This window comes from Brevibacillus sp. AY1, assembly GCF_029870785.1.
GTDB classification, from domain to species: Bacteria; Bacillota; Bacilli; order Brevibacillales; family Brevibacillaceae; genus Brevibacillus; species Brevibacillus invocatus.
Window position 1 is genome coordinate 196975 of record NZ_JAFLPN010000001.1, and the last position, 20310, is coordinate 217284.

A 20310-nucleotide genomic window follows, 5' to 3' on the forward strand; every position below is an offset into this window, starting at 1 on the left:
TATGCCTCTCTACATGCATATGTAAAAAGCCCCTCAATACCACAAATGGAGAGGGGCCTTGCCAAAAGTATTAGTTGATCGCACATAAGACGATCACCAGAAGGACGAATAAAACTAAGACTAGCGCGAAATCGTTGCTGCTATTGAAACTCATCTCAACCCCCCTCCTCCCAACCAGACAGTTGATTCATACTATGTTGAAAGCGTGAATATGGCCCTCAACGATTACCTAGAACGGTTTTGTACAGAGTGGCGGATGACGTCACACACAGATCCGCTACAATGAGAAGTAGAAGTACCGGAAGGGGGAGGCTTGGGATGTTGGAAATGACGGAAATGATCAAAACAGGAGATTTGGTACTGGATCGCCAAAACAAGCGTGTTAAACTCCATGTGTACGATCGTCAGCACATTAGTGAATTAGATCAAATGCTTCGTCAACAGGCTGTAGAAACGGATGCTTCCAAGGTGATCGTATACGCGAAAAAAGAGGACGTAGAAGCGTGGCAAGCGCTTGGCTACCGACACGAAGGCACCATCGAGGGTTTTTTTCATGGAGAGAATGCGCACATGCTCTCTTTCTATATGACGGAGGAGCGGGCAACCTCGGTTGCACCACAGCTGGCAGAGGAGTTCCTGGCACTCAGCTTGTCCAAGGCGGGAAGTAGTATCACAAAGGAGCTGCCTCCCGGTTACAGCATGCGTGAAGCAACTGAAGCAGATGCGGACGAGCTGGCACGTCTATATGCGCTTGTATTTGCGACCTATCCGACACCGATGGATGATCCAGCATATATTCGCGAAACGATGAAGGAAGGGACCCGTTATTTTGTCGTAGAAGAGCAAGGGAAAATTGCTTGCGCGGCATCTGCTGAAGTGTCCACTCGCTTTGGCTCGGCTGAAATGACAGACTGTGCGACTCACCCAGATCATGCTGGAAAGGGCTTGCTCCAGCCCCTTTTTCTAGAGCTGGAGCAAAGGATGGAAGACCAAGGGATCTATTATTTGTATACGCTGACACGGGCGCAATCGGCCGGCATGAATGTGACGGCAGCCAAGATGGGCTATCAATACCGGGGCAGACTCATCAACAATTGCACCATTTTTTCCGGTTTTGAGGACATGAATATTTGGGTCAAGCCACTGCGTCCTACCAAGAACTGATTAGCGGGGGCGGGCTACGACTGAGGGGGGTATAAATGCTGTTGGAGACGTCGAGCCATCAAGGCCAGATGAAGCTGCCAGCGCTGATGGGCATCCTCCAGGCGGCAGCCCGTTTTATCTTCTATCTGGGTGATTCGGTATTTGAGCGTATGTCGATGAATAAATAGTGCCTGGGAGGTTTGCAAGCCGTTTCCGTTATGCTGCAAATAGACGTCCAGAGTCTCCAGCAGCTGCTGATTGTGCTTGGTGTCGTAGCGGATCAGAGGATCCAGCAATGGCTTCCACAAACCCATCAGGCTTTCTTGACTGCGATGATACGGGAAGAGAAATTGATAGCCCTGCATCTCGCTGTATCGCAATAACGACGGAGATACGGCGAGAAATGGGTAAGCTTGCAAGGCAAACAAGGCTTGTTCAGCCGCGCGATTGACATCGGTCAGCTGTTCGCAGGGATTGCTGACACCTACATGGACAGGCTGTTCAGGATGGAGCTGTGCCCAGCGTGAAGCAAACTGCTCCAGAAGCAGGAGGCTCGTCCGATCATCCGGAAAGACGAAATACAAGCTGTGAGGTCGCTCACGGAGCAGGTAGGAGCGCTGCTGACGGTCACACAGACGTCGCATCAACGTGATCGCGTTCTGATGAAGCTCGCTTGCTGCAAAGGCATCTGTGACATCGACCCTGACCGCTGCAACCAGATGCCTGCCATGCAGTGGATATCCAAGCATGCGGCAGCGGCTCTCCAGCTCTGATTCGTTCATTTCTTTGCCGTTGAGCAGCTCTTCAACAAAATCACCTTTCAGTCTCCACTCCGTAGCAGATACGGCCCGTTCCTTTACATATTCCAGCGCACACAACGTGGCTGCGTGCTGCAGGGCCACGTCATCGAGCTCTTTCCATAATTGCTTTGGCTTGGAAAGTGTCAGGCTGCCGAAGTGCTCCCGGCTGGCACGTATCGCTACTGCATGTGCACTTTCCTTTTCTTCTTCTGCTTGATCGAGTGGGCGATTGCCGTGTTGCACCACTTCAAACCCCAGTGCATCCACGAGTTTCACCGCACCACCCGTCAGCTTGGCCAGCTCCTTGACGATGGCCGCCAATCCACCTTTGGACAGAGCAGCTTCGATCATTTGATTATGAATGGCTTGAGAATAGGCCAATGTCTCGAACTGGCGATTCATGATCGGCTGCAGAATGGCTTTGGTAATGGTAGAGAAATTGATCTCTACAGGTATTTCGATGAGTGGCAGTCGATAATAGTCCGCCTGCCTGACGAATTCTTCCGGAATCTCGCGCAAGTAAAAACCTGTATGGATAGCAACGCCGCTCAGATTTTGCTTCGCCAGAGAAGGAATGAAGGAGGCTAAACGTTTTTCGTCGCCATCCAGGCCAAATCCCGTCGTGATCAGGAATTCTCCTTCCTGCAGGCGGCTGGGGTCTTCAAGCACCTCTACGATCGTCACCCAGCGTATCGGATTACCCAGTCCGCCTGCCCCGGCGATCAGTCTCGTCTGCACCATATCAGGCAGTTGCAAAGCCTCGCGAATGGTAATTGACATACGTAACCTTCCTCCTCTCGAAAGCTCATTATACAAAATGTACAAAAGATTTCGCCACTTGACCATGTTTTTTTGCCAGCCAGTCGGATGGCTATCTTGCCACTCTCAGATAGGATGGAAGGAGAAGGAGAGGTGGCTAGTCATGACAAGAAGCTATGTAATCAAGCCTGAATTGGGTAAGACATATCCGTTTATCTCTCGTGGGAAAGGAATTTATTTGTTCGATCAGGAGGGAAAACGCTACATCGATGGTTGTGGAGGAGCAGTGACAGCTAGTATCGGTCACGCAGTCGATGAAGTGGCTGAGGCCATGTACGCGCAAGCCAAAGAAGTATCGTTTGCTTACCGTTCTCATTTTAGCAGTGACGCTGTAGAGGAATTGGGAGCGAAGCTGGCTGAATGGGCACCTGGGTCCCTCAATTGGAGCTTTTTTGTCAGCAGCGGTTCGGAAGCGACAGAGACCGCACAAAAAATCGCGATTCAATACTGGCAGGAAAAAGGGAGACCAACAAAAAATCGGATCATCTCCCGCTGGATGAGCTACCACGGTATCACAATGGGAGCACTCTCCATGTCTGGGCATGTGCTTCGCCGCAAACGCTTTGTGCCGCTGCTGGAGGATTATCCAGCGATTACTGGACCGTATCCTTACCGTCGCCCGGAAGGCATGAGTATGGAGGATTATGCACTTCAGTGTGCGAATGAGTTGGAGACGGCGATAAAACGTGTCGGGTCCGAACAGGTTGCTGCGTTTATCGCTGAACCGATTATTGGAGCTTCCGGTGGGGCAGTAGTGCCGCCGGATGGTTATTTTCAGAGAATTCGAGAAATATGTGATCAGTACGAGGTGCTGTTTATCGCTGATGAAGTAATGACAGGAGTAGGCCGTACCGGTAAAGCATTTGGGATCGACCACTGGGGCGTAGTGCCAGACCTGATGACCCTAGGAAAAGGGATGAGCGCCGGCTATACGCCAATGGCGGCGACCATCGTATCAGACGAGATCATCGAGACAATTAGCAAGGGCAGCGGTCTGATCATGGCTGGACACACATACAGCGCCAATCCGCAGTCTGCGGCAGTCTCCCTCGCTGTGTTGAAATACGTCGAGAAGCATCAGCTGATTGAAAAATCCGCCCAGCAGGGAGCTTATCTGCTTTCACGCATGGAGCAGCTGGCAGAGGAAATTCCGCTGATCGGGGATACACGCGGTCTTGGATTGCTCTGTGGGATGGAATTCGTAAAAAACAAGGATACCAAAGAGCCGTTCCCGCTTTCGGCAGGTGTCGCATCACAAGTGATCGCAAAGGCATTTGAAAAAGGGTTGCTCGTCTACCCAGCCATAGGGGGTTTGGATGGGGTTGCAGGCGATTCTATCATCCTTTCGCCACCGTTGACGATCACGACTGAGGAGATCGATGAGCTGATCCATATTTTGCGTGACGCCATCCTCGCCGTGCAGCAGGAGCTACAAGAGAAAGCCTTGATCGGATAGAAGGAGGAGTCATCATGACCACCCGATTTGAGAAAGTCATATCCTTAGAAGAAGCTACAGCCTATTTTCACGACGGAATGACCCTGCTCGCAGGTGGTTTTGGCGGGGTAGGAAATCCTCCTACCCTTGTCCAAGCCATACTGGACAAAGGCGTTCGCGATATCACCCTGATCAGCAACGATACAGCTTTTCCCTGGATCGGGATCGGGAAGCTGGTGACGGAGAAACGAGTCAAAAAGGTCATTGCTTCCCACATCGGTTCCAATCCCAACGCGGGTGCTCAAATGACTGCCGGTGAGCTGGAGGTAGAATTTTGCCCGCAAGGAATTCTGGCCGAGCGTGTGCGAGCTGGTGGAGTCGGGCTTGGAGGTATTTTGTCCGATGTCGGGATAGGGACGATTGCCGAAAAGGGCAAGCAGAAGATCAGCCTGAACGGGAAGGAGTATTTGCTGGAAACGCCAATTACGGCGGAAGTAGCGATTGTTCATGCCAAAAAAGCTGATCGCTTTGGAAATCTCGTCTTTGATACAAGTGCTCGTAACTTTAATCCGCTGGTGGCAATGGCGGGCGATATCACCATTGTGGAAGCGGACGAAATCGTGGAGATTGGCGAGCTTTCACCGGAAGAGATCGTAACACCAGGCGTATTCGTGAACTATATCGTGCAAAGCAAAGGGGTGAATTGGCAATGGGCGTGGGAGAAGTAAAAGAAACGGAAGGATATCGCGAGCGGATTGCTCGTCGTGCAGCCCAGGAGATCGAAGACGGGATGATTATCAATCTCGGCATCGGAATCCCGACGCTGGTTGCTGATTTTATTCCAACGGAGAAACGCGTGATGTTCCATGCGGAGAACGGCATTCTTGGTACAGGGCCAAGTCCGGCAAAAGGAGAAGAAAACGCGATGCTGTGCAATGCTGGTGGTTTTCCCGTCACGCTGGCGCAAGGTGCCTCCTTCTTTGACAGTGCCACTGCATTTGCCATCATTCGCAGAGGTCTGTTGGACATGACGATTCTCGGTGTGCTCGAAGTCAGTCAAAACGGTGATATCGCCAACTGGATCGTTCCTGGAAAGCGTGTACCGGGCATGGGCGGAGCCATGGAGCTTGCGCAAAAGGCGAAGAAGGTGCTGGTCGTAACGACGCATCTGGACAAGAACGGCAGATCCAAAATCGTCCGCGATTGTTCTCTGCCGCTGACAGCTCAGCATGCCGCAGACCTGATTATAACCGATATGGCAGTGATGGAGGTCTTGCCAGACGGTCTTTATTTGCGTGAGGTAATGTACCCGTACTGTGTAGCTGATGTGATCGGAGCTACAGAGGCAGAGTTGAAAATCGAGGGAGATGTTGCGGTCTTCCGCTAGGCATGTCCAGCATAGGATGAATACAAAAGGACAAGTCCGAATAATCCATAGGCAGGAGGATGAATCAATGACCAAATGGCAATCGCTCATCCATGAGCAGATACGCAAAGAGCGGGACGAGGCTACTACGCTGCTGCAGGAATGGGTGCGCCACGCAAGCGTGTCCGGCGCGGAGAAATCCATCCAGGAGTCTATTGCGAGCAGACTGGCGAGAATGGGACTGGATGTCGATCTGTGGGTGATGGGTGGCGATGAACTCGTACGGCATCCCTATTTTGTCTCGCCTCGTCTAACATTCGAGGAAAGTCCTAATGTGGTTGGTGTCTGGAAGGGTACAGGGGGTGGACGCTCGATTATTTTGAATGGACATGTCGATGTCGTCCCCGAGGGTGACGAAGCACAGTGGACACATCCTCCATTCAGCGGGGAAGTCGTGGATGGCAAGCTGTATGGACGTGGCGCAACAGATATGAAGGGTGGAAACTTGTCATCCCTGTTGGCTATCCAGGTTTTGCAGGCGCTTGGCGTCAAGCTGAAGGGAGATGTCATCTTCCAGAGCGTGGTCGAAGAAGAGAGCGGTGGGGCAGGCACACTGGCAACTATCCTGCGCGGCTACAAGGCAGATGCTGCTTTGATCCCTGAGCCGACCAATATGAAAATTTTCCCGAAACAACAAGGGTCCATGTGGTTCAGGCTGTTGGTGAAGGGACGCTCTGCCCATGGCGGAACCCGCTATGAAGGGGTAAGTGCCATTGAGAAAAGCCTGCTGGTCGTACAGGCAGTCGGACAGCTGGAAAAAGAGCGTAACGACCGGATGACTGACCCCTTGTATGCCAAGCTGCCGATTCCGATTCCGATCAACATCGGGGTGATCGAAGGGGGCAAGTGGCCGTCTTCCGTAGCTGATTTGGTCAAGCTGGAAGGGCGTATGGGCGTGGCGCCGGGTGAGCAGATGGACGATGCCAAGGCGGAAATGGAAGCAGCATTGAGAGGTCTTGCCGAGATCGATCCGTGGTTTGCTGAAAATCCTGTGGAGCTGGAATGGTACGGGGCACGTTGGGTACCAGGCTCCGTGGAGGAGGATCACCCCTTGATGGAAATCCTGCATAAGCAATTTGTGGCAACGACTGGTCAGCGAGCCGTAGTGGAAGCCTCTCCTTGGGGAACGGATGGTGGACTCCTGACAGCATTGGCCGATACGCCATCCATTGTGGTAGGTCCTGGTGTCACACAGGTTGCACACTACCCCAACGAATATATTGTGCTGGATGACATTTTCCATTGTGCGGAGATTTTTGCCTTGACCTTGATCGAGTGGTGCGAAGTTTCAGAATTGTAGGCAAACTGGATACGTTTGGACCCGATAGCCCAATCAGCTAGGAGGATTCGCTTGTGAAAAAAGCATGTTATATCGGCGGGCAGTGGATGTACGCCACTGAGTATGCCCCTCTTTACGCACCTTACAGTGGCAACGAGATTGCCCAAATATCCTTGGCGGATGAAAGGCTCGTAGAACAGGCGATAACAGCAGCACAAAAAGCAACTCCCCTGATGCGCAGGATGCCCGCCTATCAGCGAGCCTCCCTATTGGAAAGAATCTCGATCCTGATGGGTGAGAGAATGGAAGAAGCGGCGAGGATGATCGCCCTGGAAGCAGGAAAACCCATCAAGACAGCGAGAGGAGAGGTCATTCGTACCATACAAACCTACAAATTCGCAGCCGAGGAAGCGAAGCGCCTGCACGGTGAGACAATCCCTATGGATGCTGCTGTAGGGGGAGAGGGGCGTGTGGCGTATACGGTTCGAGAGCCCTTGGGCGTCATCGGAGCCATCACGCCCTTCAACTTTCCCATGAATCTCGTCGCCCACAAGGTAGGACCTGCCTTAGCTGCAGGAAACACGGTAGTTCTGAAGCCCGCCTCGCAGACACCACTGTCTGCCTTATTTTTGGCCGAGATAGCCGAGCAAGCAGGGGTGCCAGCAGGTGCGCTGAATATCGTGACAGGCAGTGGAAGCAGCGTGGGTGATCTGCTTGTCAAGGACCCGCGAATAAAAGCTATTACCTTTACAGGAAGCCCTTCAGTCGGTATGGATATACGGAATCGTGCTGGCTTGAAAAGGGTGACGTTGGAGCTAGGTTCTAATTCTGCTGTCATTGTAGATCGCGATGTCCATTTAGAAGAGGTCATTCCCCGTTGTATTTTTGGTGCCTTTGCCTATTCTGGACAGGTGTGCATATCTGTACAGAAAATTTATGTGGTCAAAGAGCTGTACGAGCCGTTTGTCAGCCGTTTTGTCACAGAAACTCGAAGGCTTCGGGGAGGAGATTCTCTGTCCGAGGATGCGGACTATTCAGCGATGATCCATCCCAATGAGACTCAGCGAGTGCTCTCCTGGGTCGAGAAAGCCGCCTTGCAGGGTGCCAGAATAGAATGCGGAGGAACATGTGAAGGGCGCATGCTGCAGCCGACGGTCATGACTGGCGTTCCTGAAGATGCGAAAATATCTTGTCAGGAAGTGTTCGGTCCAGTCGTCCTGATCAATCCGGTTGATTCTGTTCAGCATGCCATCGAGTTGGTCAACGATTCGCGCTATGGGTTGCAGGCTGGTGTCTACACGAACCATCTTGGTACGGCCATGCTGGCTGCTGATGAGCTTCATGTAGGTGGCGTCATGATTAACGACATTCCTACATTCCGAGTAGACCATATGCCGTATGGCGGGGTCAAAGAGAGTGGCATGGGGCGTGAAGGTGTCAAATACGCGATGGAAGAGCTGACAGAATGTAAGCTTGTTGTGATGAAGAAATAGCGAATCAGGTTTCCGTTTTCCTGGCGTTGTGCCAGCTTCAGACAACGCCAGAAAAATGTAGAAAAATAGTTGCATGGAATCTAGCGGGTGTGCTATAGTAAATCTTGTCTTGAAAACGTGGAGGGATACCGAAGTGGTCATAACGGGGCGGTCTTGAAAACCGTTAGGCGGCAACGTCACGGGGGTTCGAATCCCTCTCCCTCCGCCATAAAGAATATTACGAACAGCGAGTAGGCCTGATCTACTCGCTTTTTTACGTCTTTTTCGACGTCCTGGTCAGGTTCACAAGTAGATAATTGACATTGCGTCATATTTATTCTACAGTTAAACCATGCCTATGTCAGACAATTACAAATAAAATGAACAAAAGGGGAGTTCTAGCATGGACTATCGCTTTGCAGATCGCGTTAAAATGTTCAAATCATCCGCAATCCGCGAGATATCTGAAATTATCGCAAAGGGTAATGACGTGATTTCTTTCGCAGGTGGCTTCCCTTACGAGCCTTACTTTCCTCAAGCTGAACTGGAACAGGCTTTTGATAAGGTTTTTGCATCCGGCAAGTCTTCCTTGCAGTATGGAATGACTTCAGGCTTTATGCCATTACGTGAAAAAATCAGCGAGCGAGTGAAAGCCAAGGGCATCCAAGCAGCACCAGTAGAAGTGCTTTTGACAACGGGTTCTCAGCAATCGATCGATCTTTTCAGCAGAATCATGCTCTCCCCTGGGGATGTCGTGCTGACTGAAAACCCAACCTTCCTGGCAGCTGTTCAGGCATTCGAATCCTATGAAGCCAAGGTTATCGGCGTGCAAAGCGACAAAGATGGAATGGATCCTGAGGACCTCGCCAAAAAGCTGAAAGAATACAAGCCGAAGTTTATTTATGTCGTACCAACCTTCTCGAATCCTGAAGGAAAAGTGTGGAGCAATGAACGTCGTGTGGCCTTGCTGAAGCTGGCAGAAGAGCACAATACCTTGATTTTGGAAGATGATCCGTACGGTGAGCTGCAGTTCAATGCCGAAGAGACCTACACACCCATCGCTGCGATGGATACGGAAAAGAAATATGTGATTTATACCAGCTCCTTTTCCAAAACGGTGGTGCCTTCCTTACGTGTAGGATGGGTGACAGGACCCCAGCCAATCATGAAGGTGCTGGCTCAAATCAAAGAGGCTGCAGATCTCATGTCCAGCCCGTTAAATCAACAAGCGCTGTATCATCTACTCAATGATTTTGATCTGGATGGGCACATCCGCATGCTTTGCCAGCAGTACCACCAGCACATGCTGGTCATGCAGGATTATCTGAAAAAGCTGGATTCGTGCAAATGGGTTGAACCCAAAGGTGGCATGTTCATCTGGTTAGAGGTTGACGAGAATATTCATGCCACGGAATTATTGACGAAGGTCGTTCCTCACGGGGTTGCCTTTATTCCGGGAGCGCCGTTCTATGTAGATTCCCCTCGTCAAAATACGATGCGGTTGAATTTCACCAACTCCAATCCAGAGAGAATTAAATTGGGGATGGAACGGTTGACCGAAGCATTCCAACAAGCGATGAAATAAACGAGCAGATGGGAAGGTAGAAGAGATGGAACAATTTGGCATTTATCAGGTATCGATCCCCCTCCCGATTTGGAACGACAGCGTACATTGCTATCTTGCCCGAACAGAAGGGAAATGGGTGGTTGTCGACACTGGAATTAATGGACATGTCACTCAAGAGACGTGGGAAGCGGCTTTTACGAAGCATGGCATCTCGCCTGGCCATGATATCTCCCGCATCTATCTCACGCATCACCACGCCGATCATTTCGGATTTGCAGGGGTCATGCAGGAATGGACGAATGCCCCCTTGTATCTCAGTGATCGGGAGGAGCAATTGTCCCGCTTTACCTGGAGCAAGGAAGGATTTTCCACCTTTTATCGAAGCTGTGGTCTGCCAGAAGCCATGGTCAGCGAGCTGGTAGGCAACCCTACAGCCTCTGTAAAGCCGATCACTCCGTACCCTCGGATGCTTGAACGGATTGAGGCCGGAGATCAATTCCAGATCGGTGAGCTGAATTTCGAAGCGATGCTCATGCCGGGACATACGCCGGGACACATCTGCTATTACAATGCCGACGAAAAAATTCTGATTTCAGGCGATCATTTTACCAAAGAGACGATCCCGTATATATCCTATCACGGGTACGGAGATGAAAATCCGCTGGCAACGTTTCTGACTACATTGCGGAAGATGCAGGAAATGGAGATTTCGCAAGTATGGCCAGGGCATGGCCCCGTTTTTCATGACGCACAGGAACGCATCGAGGAATTGGTCCAGCATTACCAAGCTCGGATGGCTATTGTGATGGACCACGCAAAAGGGGAAAAGACTGCTTACCAATTAGCGGAGAGCTTGTTCCAGAAAGAGCTACCCACTTTTAATCAGTGGATTATCTTGGGAGAAACAAATGCCTACTTGCGCTATCTGGTAGGGCAAGGGGAGTTAGAAGGATTCGAATCAAATGGCATTTTATACTATAAGAAGAAATGATAAAGGAATAGCCATACTTTACATATAGACCAAAATCTTCGCTTGGTGCTATTGCAACAAATGGGGATCCTTTGACGACAACGCTCTGCGGTGTCGTCATTTTATTAATCAGACTGCTTTACGCGCTCATTCGAGAGTAAATCCCTGATCTTCCCTCTATAACCAGCAGATTCAATGTCGATGGTAGAGGGCAAATGAGATATCCTGTACCTAAGGACTTGATTCTTGGGGCCTGCGGCAGCTTCAAACCTAGCAGAGGAGGTTGCCGCTTTTTTTGCTTATTATTGTCAGAATATACACATAAAACCGAACAATCGATTATAATAGAATCAATACAAGTAAGGAGGCATGTAGATGACCGAAATCCAGCGGGCAAGGCGAAATACGTTAGGGGACATTCTTCGCAGAAGTCGTGGGCGCTACCCAGACAAGACAGCGCTGCAATTTGAAGAAGAAGTGCTTACATACCGTGAATTGGATCAATTGGTCAATCAGACTGCGCATGCTGTAATCAGCAGAGGGTTGAAAAAAGGAGACCGCGCTGCAGTGATTTCTCGCAATTCTATGGATTTTGCCATCCTCAACTTTGCCCTTGCGAAAGCAGGAGTCATCATGGTGCCGATCAACTACATGCTGAATGCGGATGATGTCGCATTTATCTTGGGGCATTCCGAGGCAAACGCGTGCTTCGTCGCTCCAGAATTTCTGTCCGTAGCCCAAGAAGCGCTTCGACAAACAGGGATTACTCCGGGGCTGCTCTCTCTGATCTCTAATCCTGCGCTTCAGCAGGGAGAGTGGATTCCCTTCCGCGAGATGATTAGCAACGAAGCGAGCGAGGAGCCAGAAGTAGAACTGGAGGATGACGATATCGCGCAGATATTGTACACCAGTGGTACGGAATCCAAGCCAAAAGGCGTGATGCTGACACATAAAAGCATCATTACCGAGTATGTCAGCACCATTATCGATGGCGGAATGACAGAAGAGGATGTAGCAATTCATGCTCTGCCTCTTTTTCATAGTGCGCAGCTTCATTGCTTTCTTGGACCGTATATCTATTTGGGGGGAAGCGGAATCATTCTGGAGCAGGCAACACCTGGACTGATGCTGGCAACCGTAGAAAAGCATCAGGCAACACAATTGTTTTGCCCTCCGACGGTCTGGATTGCCTTGCTTCGTTCGCCTGATTTTGCCACGCGTGATGTAAGCTCTTTGAAAAAATGCTATTATGGGGCAGCTATCATGCCGGTAGAGATTCTCAAAGAGCTCGGGGAACGACTCCCTGGAGCGCAGTTCTACAACTTCTACGGACAGACGGAGGTAGCGCCGCTGGCTACCGTGCTGAAGCCTGGGGAGCAGATTCGAAAGGCAGGCTCTGCTGGGAAGCCAGCGCTTAATGTAGAGACGAAAATCATGGATGATGACGGAAACGAAGTCGCGCGAGGAGAAATCGGAGAAATCGTTCATCGTACAAGTCACGCCATGCTTGGCTATTACCGCGACCCCGAAAAGACGCAAGCGGCTTTCGAAGGCGGGTGGTTTCATAGCGGTGATTTGGGAATCATGGATGAGGAAGGCTTTATTACCGTCGTCGATCGGAAGAAGGACATGATCAAGTCCGGCGGGGAGAACATCGCCAGCAGGGAAATCGAAGAAATGATCTATCAGCATCCCAAGGTCTCCGAGGTAGCTGTCATCGGGGTGCCGCATCCGTACTGGATCGAGGCTGTCACGGCTGTTGTAGTTCCAAAGGCTGGCGAGGTCGTAACCTCCGAGGAACTGCTGGATTTCTGCAAAGAGAGGCTCTCCTCGTTCAAAACACCAAAATATGTCGTGATTGCCGAGAACCTGCCTCGCAATCCGAGTGGAAAGATCCTGAAGCGGGAGCTGCGTTTACGCTACGAAGTCCTCGCCTCACAATAATCGTAACTCCATCATTAAAAAGAGAACCCGCTTCGGTCAACTGTGCCGAAAGCGGGTTCTCCAATTTCGATCGTGGTGCGCCCTTACTTGACTGTCGAGATCGTTTGGCGATCAGGGGAGATGGCTTCAAAATGATACCCTTTCTCCTTTAAGAACTGCATAACTTGCGGCAAGGATTGAGAGGTAGCGGATTTGGTAGCCGTGTCGTGCATCAGGACCACGATTTCTTTCTGGTTTTTGACCTGTTGCTTGATCTGCGCCAGCGCTTCCGTAGCCGTATAGCGATTGCTCCGAGCATCCCCATTGGTGACATTCCAGTCGATAAAGGTAAGACCGCGTTTGTTGGACTCTTCCTTGATGGCTGCCATGACGGTATGGTTATTGTTGTAATGCTTGGGATCCTGATATTTGAGACTGATCGTGTTGGTGCTGCCGCCAGGATAACGGAACAGTGCAGGCTTTACGCCTGTGGCGTCTTCGATAAGTTTGTTGCCCTTTTCCATATCTGCAAAAAATGCGTCTACACTCTCATACAGATATCGGTAATCATGCGAATAAGAGTGGCCGCCCAGGCTATGGCCTTCTGCGACAATTTGCTTCAGAATCTCCTCGTTGCCAGGGATGCTTCGACCTACTACGAAAAAGGTAGCTTTCGCATCAAAGGATTTCAACGTCTCCAGGATGTGTAAGGTGACAGGTGAAGGACCATCATCAAACGTCAGATAGGCGACTTTTTCTGCAACAGGTGGAGCCGGATTCTGGTTCGGGGCAGGTGCAGCAGCCTTCGCAGGTGGTGACTCTGGCGTTGGCGTTCCTGGTACAGGTGTTGATGCAGCAGGCTGCTGTACTTGTGGCTGGGACGGTTTTGAACCATTCGTCTGATCAGGTTGCACGCTGCCTTCGCTTCCCGGCTTGGCAGGATTAGGTACCGCTGGCATCGCGTCGGGCTTTGGAGCCGTTTCTGTCATATTCCCATCTGCTTCCGGTGTCTGAATAGGCGTAGGAGCAGGAGAAACATGCTGTTTCAAGGAAATCGGCATAGTTGGGTAATAAGGCTCTTCATTGTAGATCAGATAGGGCACACGCAGCGATAAGAATTGTGCAAGTTGCGGTACGTAGATTGCCTCTATTTCCTTCGGACTGGCTTCTTGTTTGAGCATTTCTCCGACCTTGCTCGTTCCCATTCTGAGGTCAAAGAGAGTGTGTTCAGAACTGCCGGTTTGGATCACAACATCACTGAGCTTTTCCGCATGAGCAAGTGCGTAGATTCCCGTCTTTGCTGGATTAAACAGTCTTGGATCGATGATCTGGATGCGCACCCCACCGGCTGATTCTCGTTCTTCTGGAAAGAAAACTACTCCCGGCAGCAGGCTGGCATTCATCAGATCGGCAAATTGATAGGCGTCAATTCCTTCAGCCCCCATCCAATTGTAGCTGTCATCGTGCTGCAGATTGGTTCCTTCTCCGATCCCTGTGGCCAGATAGCCCAAGACGGCATTCAGATCCGGTAGCTGTGGAGATGGTGGGAACCAGACGAGTCCGGTCTCCTGATACGTCATGCTGCGTTTGTAGCCAGCCATCGGGATGACGGTCACATCCGCACCAATAGTTCGGTTGAAGAAAAGGGCCAGTTCGCCGATTGTCATGCCGTGCGTCAATGGCAATGTGTCCACCCCGACTTCTGAAAGGAAGGCAGGATCTAAGACCGGGCCATCGACGATCATTCCACCAAGCGGGTTTGGACGATCCAGGATGATAATGGGCTTATCGTGTTCTTTTGCGGCCGTGATGCAAGAATGAATGAGAGATAAATAGGAATCATGGCGGGTTCCGATATTTTGCAGGTCCACTAGCAAGATATCCATCGATTGAAGCATCTCTTTTGTCAGCTGAGGCTCTGGACCTGTCAGACTATGTACTGGAACTCCATACACAGGATGCAGATAGGTTGTGTTCGGGTCGTCTGGTGGTGTTTTTCCGTTCAGCCCGTATTCAGGTGTAAATAGTGCCGTCAAGGTGACGGAGTAATCCCGTCGGATCATGTCGATCGTGCTGACACCACTACCGTTTATACCGGTTTGATTGGTGAGGAGTCCCACTTTTTTGTCTTCAATAACCTGGTGAAATTGAGTAAAAAGTACGTCGCTTCCCAATTGAATGACAGAAGTATTGGCGGAACTTCCACCCGGGGGGATGATCGTTAATAACAGGGCCAGGATGAGGAAAGGAAGTATTTTTTTCATAAGTCTCCGCCTCTTTCGGGGTGAAAATGTCGTCGTTGTATGTCTATTGTAACGGTTTTTTGTAGCAAGATGGTTTCATTTTTGTAACAATTTGAAAATAGTTCGAACGAACGAGGTATTAAGGATCAAGGGATTGAAAAGGTAGAGGGAATATCAGGAATTGCTTGAAACGAAGAACGGCGTATAGTAGATTAAAAAACGAGCCATTTTATTGGAACGGAGTGAGAATAGATGAAAAAATTAACGGCGTTTTTGCTTGCAGTGGCGTTGGTGCCCATGGCTGCATTTTCTCCCGCTGCTTCGGCTGCAACTGCGATTAAAGTCGAATACAACCAGAAATCAATCGTTTTCCCGGATCAAAAGCCAATCTTGCAGAATAATCGCACGCTGGTGCCGATTCGCCCGATCGCTGAGAGCCTTGGCTTTGATGTCGATTGGAATGAGGAAACACGTACGGTCTTGATCAAAAAAGGGGACGATCAGGTCAGACTCGTCGTATCCCAGAAAATAGCCCGTAAAAATGGCGAAACGGTTAAACTGGATGTTCCTGCCCAGATCGTGAATCAACGCACGATGGTTCCCGTCCGTTTTATCGCGGAAGCACTCGAGTATGAGGTCAATTGGGATCAGCAGGCACAAGCCGTCTTGATCGCAGACCAGGCGACTGACGCAAAAGTGGATGATCCGAAAGAACAGCCACAGGAACAAAAGCCTGAAGCGCCTAAAGCACCAATAGAGACAGACGAGGTAATCGTCGATTCTGAATCCATCACTGCGAAGAGTGCGAATCTGATGGGACTTGGTGTTTACTCCATAACTGGAAAGACAGACCCAGATTCCGAGCTGACCGTTACATTGGATGATAAGGATTTCGATGTGAAAGTGGAGTCCGATGGCAGCTTCAAATTTGAACTGATGGACAAAATCATTGTTGATTATTACAAAATGACAGCCACGAAAGACGGCGAAGAACAAATTGTTGAAGGCGTATTTACGAAACGAAACTAACCATCAAAAGGAAACAGAACGCTGAGTAAGAACACCTCCTGCACACCAAACTATGGGCAGGAGGTGTTTTGGGTGAAACAAGTTGTAAAGGGTACATGTGTATGTCTCCTCGTAGCCGGGCTACTATCTGGCTGTTCACCGAATAAACAGATGGGAACGGAAGACCGAAATGGAAATCAGGCAAAGTATGATGCATTTGGTATCAATCTGAGCAACGACAACACCGGAACGGATAAAGGGCCTGCAGGCATGATCGGGCAAAAAATCGTACACAATCGTGAGCCGCAACTGGTGGCTAGGCTGGAAAAATTTGCTGAAGATCTGCCTGGAGTAGTGGATATCAAGGTACTGGCTTACAAAGATACGCTCCTGGTAGGTGTTCTGCCGATCGATACGCCAAAGCCTGACGAAGTAAACCCCCATCCCACTATTCCTCATCGACCAGGATCCATTGTTCGCATCGATAATGGTCATACAGATTCCCTGCAAAAGAAAGTAGTGGATCGGATGCGCGTACGACTGGCGACTCAATCGCGGTTCAATATCTTATATGTAAGTACGAATCCGGCAATCTATGATAGGATTTCGAATTTGCACAGTCAGATTGAACAAGGCGGTGAGGTCAGTGACGAGGCCTTCCAAGTCTTGATCAACGATATCGGCTACACGGTAAAAGGGTATAATCTCGTTGATTAACAGGCCACCTGTTGACTGGGTGGCTTTTTTTCAGTGGCAAAGCCAGGATCAGGACCAAAATGCGAAGAGGTTCTATCTTGTCCAAGGCAGGATTATGAAGGCAGATGGGGAATACATTTTTTAAAAGGAACAGGAGAATCGGTGAGGAGTGCAGCAGATGGATATGACACAAGTTTCTCTAATGAAAATTACCCCTCCTATGCAAAAGACATATGTGCTGCGTCGACCCGCTTTGGCAAAAAAACTGCGGTTGATTTCGCATGCCTCCGTATGTCTGATCCATGCCGAGATCGGTTACGGAAAAACGACCGCTCTATCCACTTATCTAACTGATGCCCGGATTAGCGCCAGCTGGTATTTCCTGGGTGAAGAAGATGCGGATTTTAATTGCTTTTTGTTCGGGTTATTGCATAGCATACGTCGGAATCAGCCTGAGTTTGGTCACATCCTCCTGGAAAAGCTGACGTTCTCTAGGAGTCAAGTCGAACCGATCAGCTGGCAAGAGATGGCGGAGCTGTTTTTGCAGGAGTGTATTTCGCGTCCACTGTTACCCACTATTGTACTGGATCACTATCAACAGGTGCAGATGGGAAGCGATGTCGATCGCTTTGTGCAGCAAGTGGCCATGCAGCTTCCCCCTCAGGGCAAGCTGGTGATTCTATCAAGGATCAGACCAGCCTGGCCTCAGCTCGATTTGATGGCTGTCCGCGGGGAGTGTCTGGAGCTGACGACAGCCGATCTGGCTTTTTCACGTGAGGAGAGCGAAACCTTTTATCTGGATGAATACGATTTGAGTTTGAACAGAGAAGAATGGGATCGTGTCGAGCAGGTCGCTCGAGGGTGGATAATGGCCCTGCGTTCGTTCGGGGAGAGGGTAGCGAGGGGAACCTCCGTATCGGAAAGTCTGCGTGAACTGTCCCGGTTGATGTATCTGCTTGAAGCAGAGGTATGGGTGAAGCTCGATGAGGATATGCAGGGGTTCTTGATTCAGTCTGCTGTATTCGAAGATTTTAACGAAGAGGATTGCCGACAGGTGCTTGGTGATGCCAGTATTGCTCTTCTTCACGAAGCGTTGCGGTGCCATCTCTTTCTCTCAGAGGACGTAGACGGGAAGCATCATTTTCATCCGTTGTTTCGCAGGCTGTTGGCGAGCAAGCTGGCTTCAGATACCTCTACTTTTTTGCAGGTGAATCATGCAGCGGCCCGCTGGTATCAGCAAAAAGGGGAGACCAGCAAGGCGTTCGAATGTTTACGATTGGCAGAGGATTGGGAGCTGTTGGGCGAATGGCTGGCTCAGACGGCCGAAAATTTGCTCATCAATGGTAAGCTCGATATCTTGTATCATTGGACGAATACGCTTCCTGGCACCATCAAGGATCAGGAGCATTGGTTATGGTTTTATCAGGCTGAAGTAGAGCGCTATCGCTGCATTTACCGGCAAGCGTTTGATTCGTACCAGCTGTTTATTGATCGATGTGAGCAAAAAAACGACCGTCTGGGTCTGTGCCGTGGATTGGAAGGATTGGCTCGCGTCCATCTGGACAGTGTTCAAAGCGTGAGAGCAGAGGAGCTGCTGAAGCGGGCAATCCAGCTTTTGCCGGCAGATATTCCGGAGAAGGACGATGTGGCACCACGACTATACCGGCTTCTTGCGGAGATTTACACCAATCGTGGAGATGCCAAGCAAGCGAGCTATTGGTATCAACGAAGTCAGGAGCTGGAGCAGCAGACCGAGGTGGAGCTGGAATCGCGCCTGCTTTTCCGAACGGGTCGACTTCAATCCGCCATTACTCTGCTGGAGAATAAATGGACACTGGAGCAGACGAAGCACCCAGCTTTGACACGCTCCTATCGAGAAACTTCCTTGCTCCTATCGTTCGTCTTTGCCTTGAACGGGGAATGGGAGAGAGGATGGGCGACGGCTGAGACCGCGATTGAGCTGGGAAGAGCTGCTCATTCTCCTTTTGTCGAGGCGAATGGTTATGTGAGAAAAGCACATGCTGCCCTGATCAGCCACGAATTGCCTTTTGATGAGATTCGCGAGCTCTATGAGAAAGGCTTGCGAATGATGGAGGAGCTGAATTCCACCCGTGGAAAATCAGAAACTCTGCTCGGCTTGACCATGCTCTACGGTAAGGAAAAGGCTTTGGAACAAGCTCTGGAGTATGGCAGAAGAGGGATGCAGGAGACAGAAGCGATGCGTGACGACTGGCTGAACAGCCTGGTTCGGCTAGCTGTAGGGATTGCCTATGCAACCAGCGGCAAGGAAGACGAGGCGAGGGAAGTGATACGGGATTGCGCGGATCGCCTTAGTCATTGCGGCGACAGCTTCGGGGTCGTCATCTGCCAGCTTTGGCTCAGTTACTTGGCTTATCAAAGCAAGCAGTGGGAGTTGTTCATCCCTGCGGTGACGCATGCTATGTCCTTGATGCAGTCTGGTGAATACGATTTTCTTCTGCAACGGCCTACGATGTTCACGCCGCGTGATGTGCAAAAGCTCATGCCGATTCTGATCGAAGCCAAGCGCAGGCAGGTTTCTCCGGATTATGTCTCGCAGCTCCTGAGTGACTTAGGTCTGCAAAACGTCAGCTTTCATCCTGGCTACACACTGCGTATCCAAACGTTAGGCCAGTTTCGCGTCTGGCTGGGCGAGCAGGAGCTGTCAGACAAGGCATGGCAGCGAGGCAAGGCCAAGCTTTTATTCCAGCTCTTGATTACGAAGCGGCATCATTTGCTTGCACGTGAAGAGATTATTGCACAGTTGTGGGACAGTCTAGATGACGAGTCCGCCCTGCGTGACTTCAAGGTAGCGCTGAATGCTGTCCATAAAGCATTGGAACCGAATCGAGCAGCTCGCACAGATGCCTTTTTCATTCAACGTCATGGTGGATCGTATGGCTTTAATCTGGCATCAGGCTACCATATCGATGTAGAGGAGTTTGATCGTTTGGTTACGATGGGGCTGGAAGAGCGAGACAGGCACCAGGCGGCCATCCTGCTGGAGAAAGGGTTGGGGTATTATCAAGGTGTGTACCTGCCAGAGTGTCGATATGAGGAATGGTGTCAGACCGAACGTGACCGGTTGCAGGTTTTGTTTTTACGAGGCGCGGAAAGGTTGGCTCGTATTGGCCTGGAACGTCAGGAGTGGGAAAGAACCATACGCTGGTGCGAGGCGATTCTGCTTGTGGATGATTGCTGGGAAGAGGCTTATCGCCTGCTGATGAGTGCTTATTTTCTGCAGAACAACCGAACTCAGGCCATTCGTTGGTATGAAAAATGTGTAAACAAGCTCAAGGAACATCTCGGTGTTGAACCGATGCCTGCTACCGAAGCAACGTATCGGCAAATCATCGACGAATGAAAGGGGATTGTCCCAAGTGTCAGAAGCTGACCGTGGGATGATCTCCTTTTTTCGTGCGGAATGATTACTTGCTTCTTGACGAATCTTGGAAGAACGTCTAAACTAATTTTTGTACTGACCAGTCAGTTCAATTCGAAAACAAACGTA

General features: G+C 50.3%; 15 protein-coding genes and 1 tRNA gene. 13 read left to right on the top strand and 3 right to left on the bottom strand.

The genetic code is table 11. The features are described 5' to 3' along the window. Positions 1-70: 70 nt before the first annotated feature. Positions 71-154, bottom strand: a complete 84-nt coding sequence (locus JZI27_RS25000; protein WP_122907174.1) for a YjcZ family sporulation protein — start codon at positions 152-154, stop codon at positions 71-73. Between the two features lie 164 nt (positions 155-318). Between JZI27_RS25000 and ablB the strand changes: the two genes are divergently transcribed. Further along, positions 319-1164 carry a putative beta-lysine N-acetyltransferase gene (gene ablB / locus JZI27_RS01050; RefSeq protein ID WP_280206326.1) on the top strand — a complete coding sequence of 282 codons (846 nt, stop codon included), beginning with the start codon at positions 319-321 and terminating at the stop codon, positions 1162-1164. 14 nt (positions 1165-1178) lie between these two features. On the opposite strand, the gene JZI27_RS01055 is transcribed toward ablB, so the two are convergent. After that, on the bottom strand, positions 1179-2723 hold the full coding sequence (locus tag JZI27_RS01055) for a PucR family transcriptional regulator (protein ID WP_280206327.1): 1545 nt from the start codon (positions 2721-2723) through the stop codon (positions 1179-1181). A 142-nt stretch (positions 2724-2865) separates the two neighbouring features. On the opposite strand from JZI27_RS01055, the gene JZI27_RS01060 reads away from it, so the two are divergent. The 9 genes from JZI27_RS01060 to JZI27_RS01100 all read left to right on the top strand — a co-directional run bounded on the left by JZI27_RS01060 (position 2866) and on the right by JZI27_RS01100 (position 12855). Next, positions 2866-4218 carry an aspartate aminotransferase family protein gene (locus JZI27_RS01060; protein WP_057133891.1) on the top strand — a complete coding sequence of 451 codons (1353 nt, stop codon included), beginning with the start codon at positions 2866-2868 and terminating at the stop codon, positions 4216-4218. 14 nt (positions 4219-4232) lie between these two features. Then, a complete protein-coding gene (locus JZI27_RS01065; RefSeq protein ID WP_057133838.1) occupies positions 4233-4925 on the top strand; it encodes a 3-oxoacid CoA-transferase subunit A in 693 nt (230 codons plus the stop codon). Further along, positions 4907-5584: a 3-oxoacid CoA-transferase subunit B gene (locus JZI27_RS01070; protein WP_280206331.1), complete on the top strand. Its 678-nt coding sequence runs from the start codon at positions 4907-4909 to the stop codon at positions 5582-5584. Before JZI27_RS01065 ends, JZI27_RS01070 begins: the two co-directional genes overlap by 19 nt. Positions 5585-5651: 67 nt before the next feature. Further along, on the top strand, positions 5652-6923 hold the full coding sequence (locus JZI27_RS01075; RefSeq protein ID WP_280206333.1) for a peptidase: 1272 nt from the start codon (positions 5652-5654) through the stop codon (positions 6921-6923). A 53-nt stretch (positions 6924-6976) separates the two neighbouring features. After that, positions 6977-8395: an aldehyde dehydrogenase family protein gene (locus tag JZI27_RS01080; RefSeq protein WP_280206335.1), complete on the top strand. Its 1419-nt coding sequence runs from the start codon at positions 6977-6979 to the stop codon at positions 8393-8395. Between the two features lie 119 nt (positions 8396-8514). After that, positions 8515-8603: transfer RNA gene (locus tag JZI27_RS01085), tRNA-Ser, on the top strand. A 174-nt stretch (positions 8604-8777) separates the two neighbouring features. Continuing rightward, a complete protein-coding gene (locus JZI27_RS01090; RefSeq protein ID WP_280206338.1) occupies positions 8778-9959 on the top strand; it encodes an aminotransferase-like domain-containing protein in 1182 nt (393 codons plus the stop codon). Between the two features lie 25 nt (positions 9960-9984). After that, entirely contained in the window at positions 9985-10932 is a 948-nt protein-coding gene (locus JZI27_RS01095) for an MBL fold metallo-hydrolase (RefSeq protein WP_280206340.1), read from the top strand. A gap of 354 nt (positions 10933-11286) precedes the next feature. Beyond that, positions 11287-12855, top strand: a complete 1569-nt coding sequence (locus JZI27_RS01100; protein WP_280206342.1) for an acyl-CoA synthetase — start codon at positions 11287-11289, stop codon at positions 12853-12855. 83 nt (positions 12856-12938) lie between these two features. On the opposite strand, the gene JZI27_RS01105 is transcribed toward JZI27_RS01100, so the two are convergent. Then, positions 12939-15098 (bottom strand): exo-beta-N-acetylmuramidase NamZ domain-containing protein, encoded by a 2160-nt coding sequence (locus JZI27_RS01105; protein ID WP_280206343.1) that lies wholly within the window; start codon positions 15096-15098, stop codon positions 12939-12941. A 231-nt stretch (positions 15099-15329) separates the two neighbouring features. Here JZI27_RS01105 and JZI27_RS01110 point away from each other — a divergent pair, with 231 nt between their 5' ends. The 3 genes from JZI27_RS01110 (at position 15330) to JZI27_RS01120 (ending at position 20163) form a co-directional block, all read left to right on the top strand. Continuing rightward, positions 15330-16106 carry a copper amine oxidase N-terminal domain-containing protein gene (locus JZI27_RS01110; protein WP_122907163.1) on the top strand — a complete coding sequence of 259 codons (777 nt, stop codon included), beginning with the start codon at positions 15330-15332 and terminating at the stop codon, positions 16104-16106. Between the two features lie 72 nt (positions 16107-16178). After that, on the top strand, positions 16179-16802 hold the full coding sequence (locus JZI27_RS01115; protein ID WP_057133890.1) for a YhcN/YlaJ family sporulation lipoprotein: 624 nt from the start codon (positions 16179-16181) through the stop codon (positions 16800-16802). Between the two features lie 157 nt (positions 16803-16959). Then, complete coding sequence (locus JZI27_RS01120) at positions 16960-20163, top strand: AfsR/SARP family transcriptional regulator (RefSeq protein WP_280206347.1); 3204 nt, start codon at positions 16960-16962, stop codon at positions 20161-20163. Positions 20164-20310: the final 147 nt, after the last annotated feature.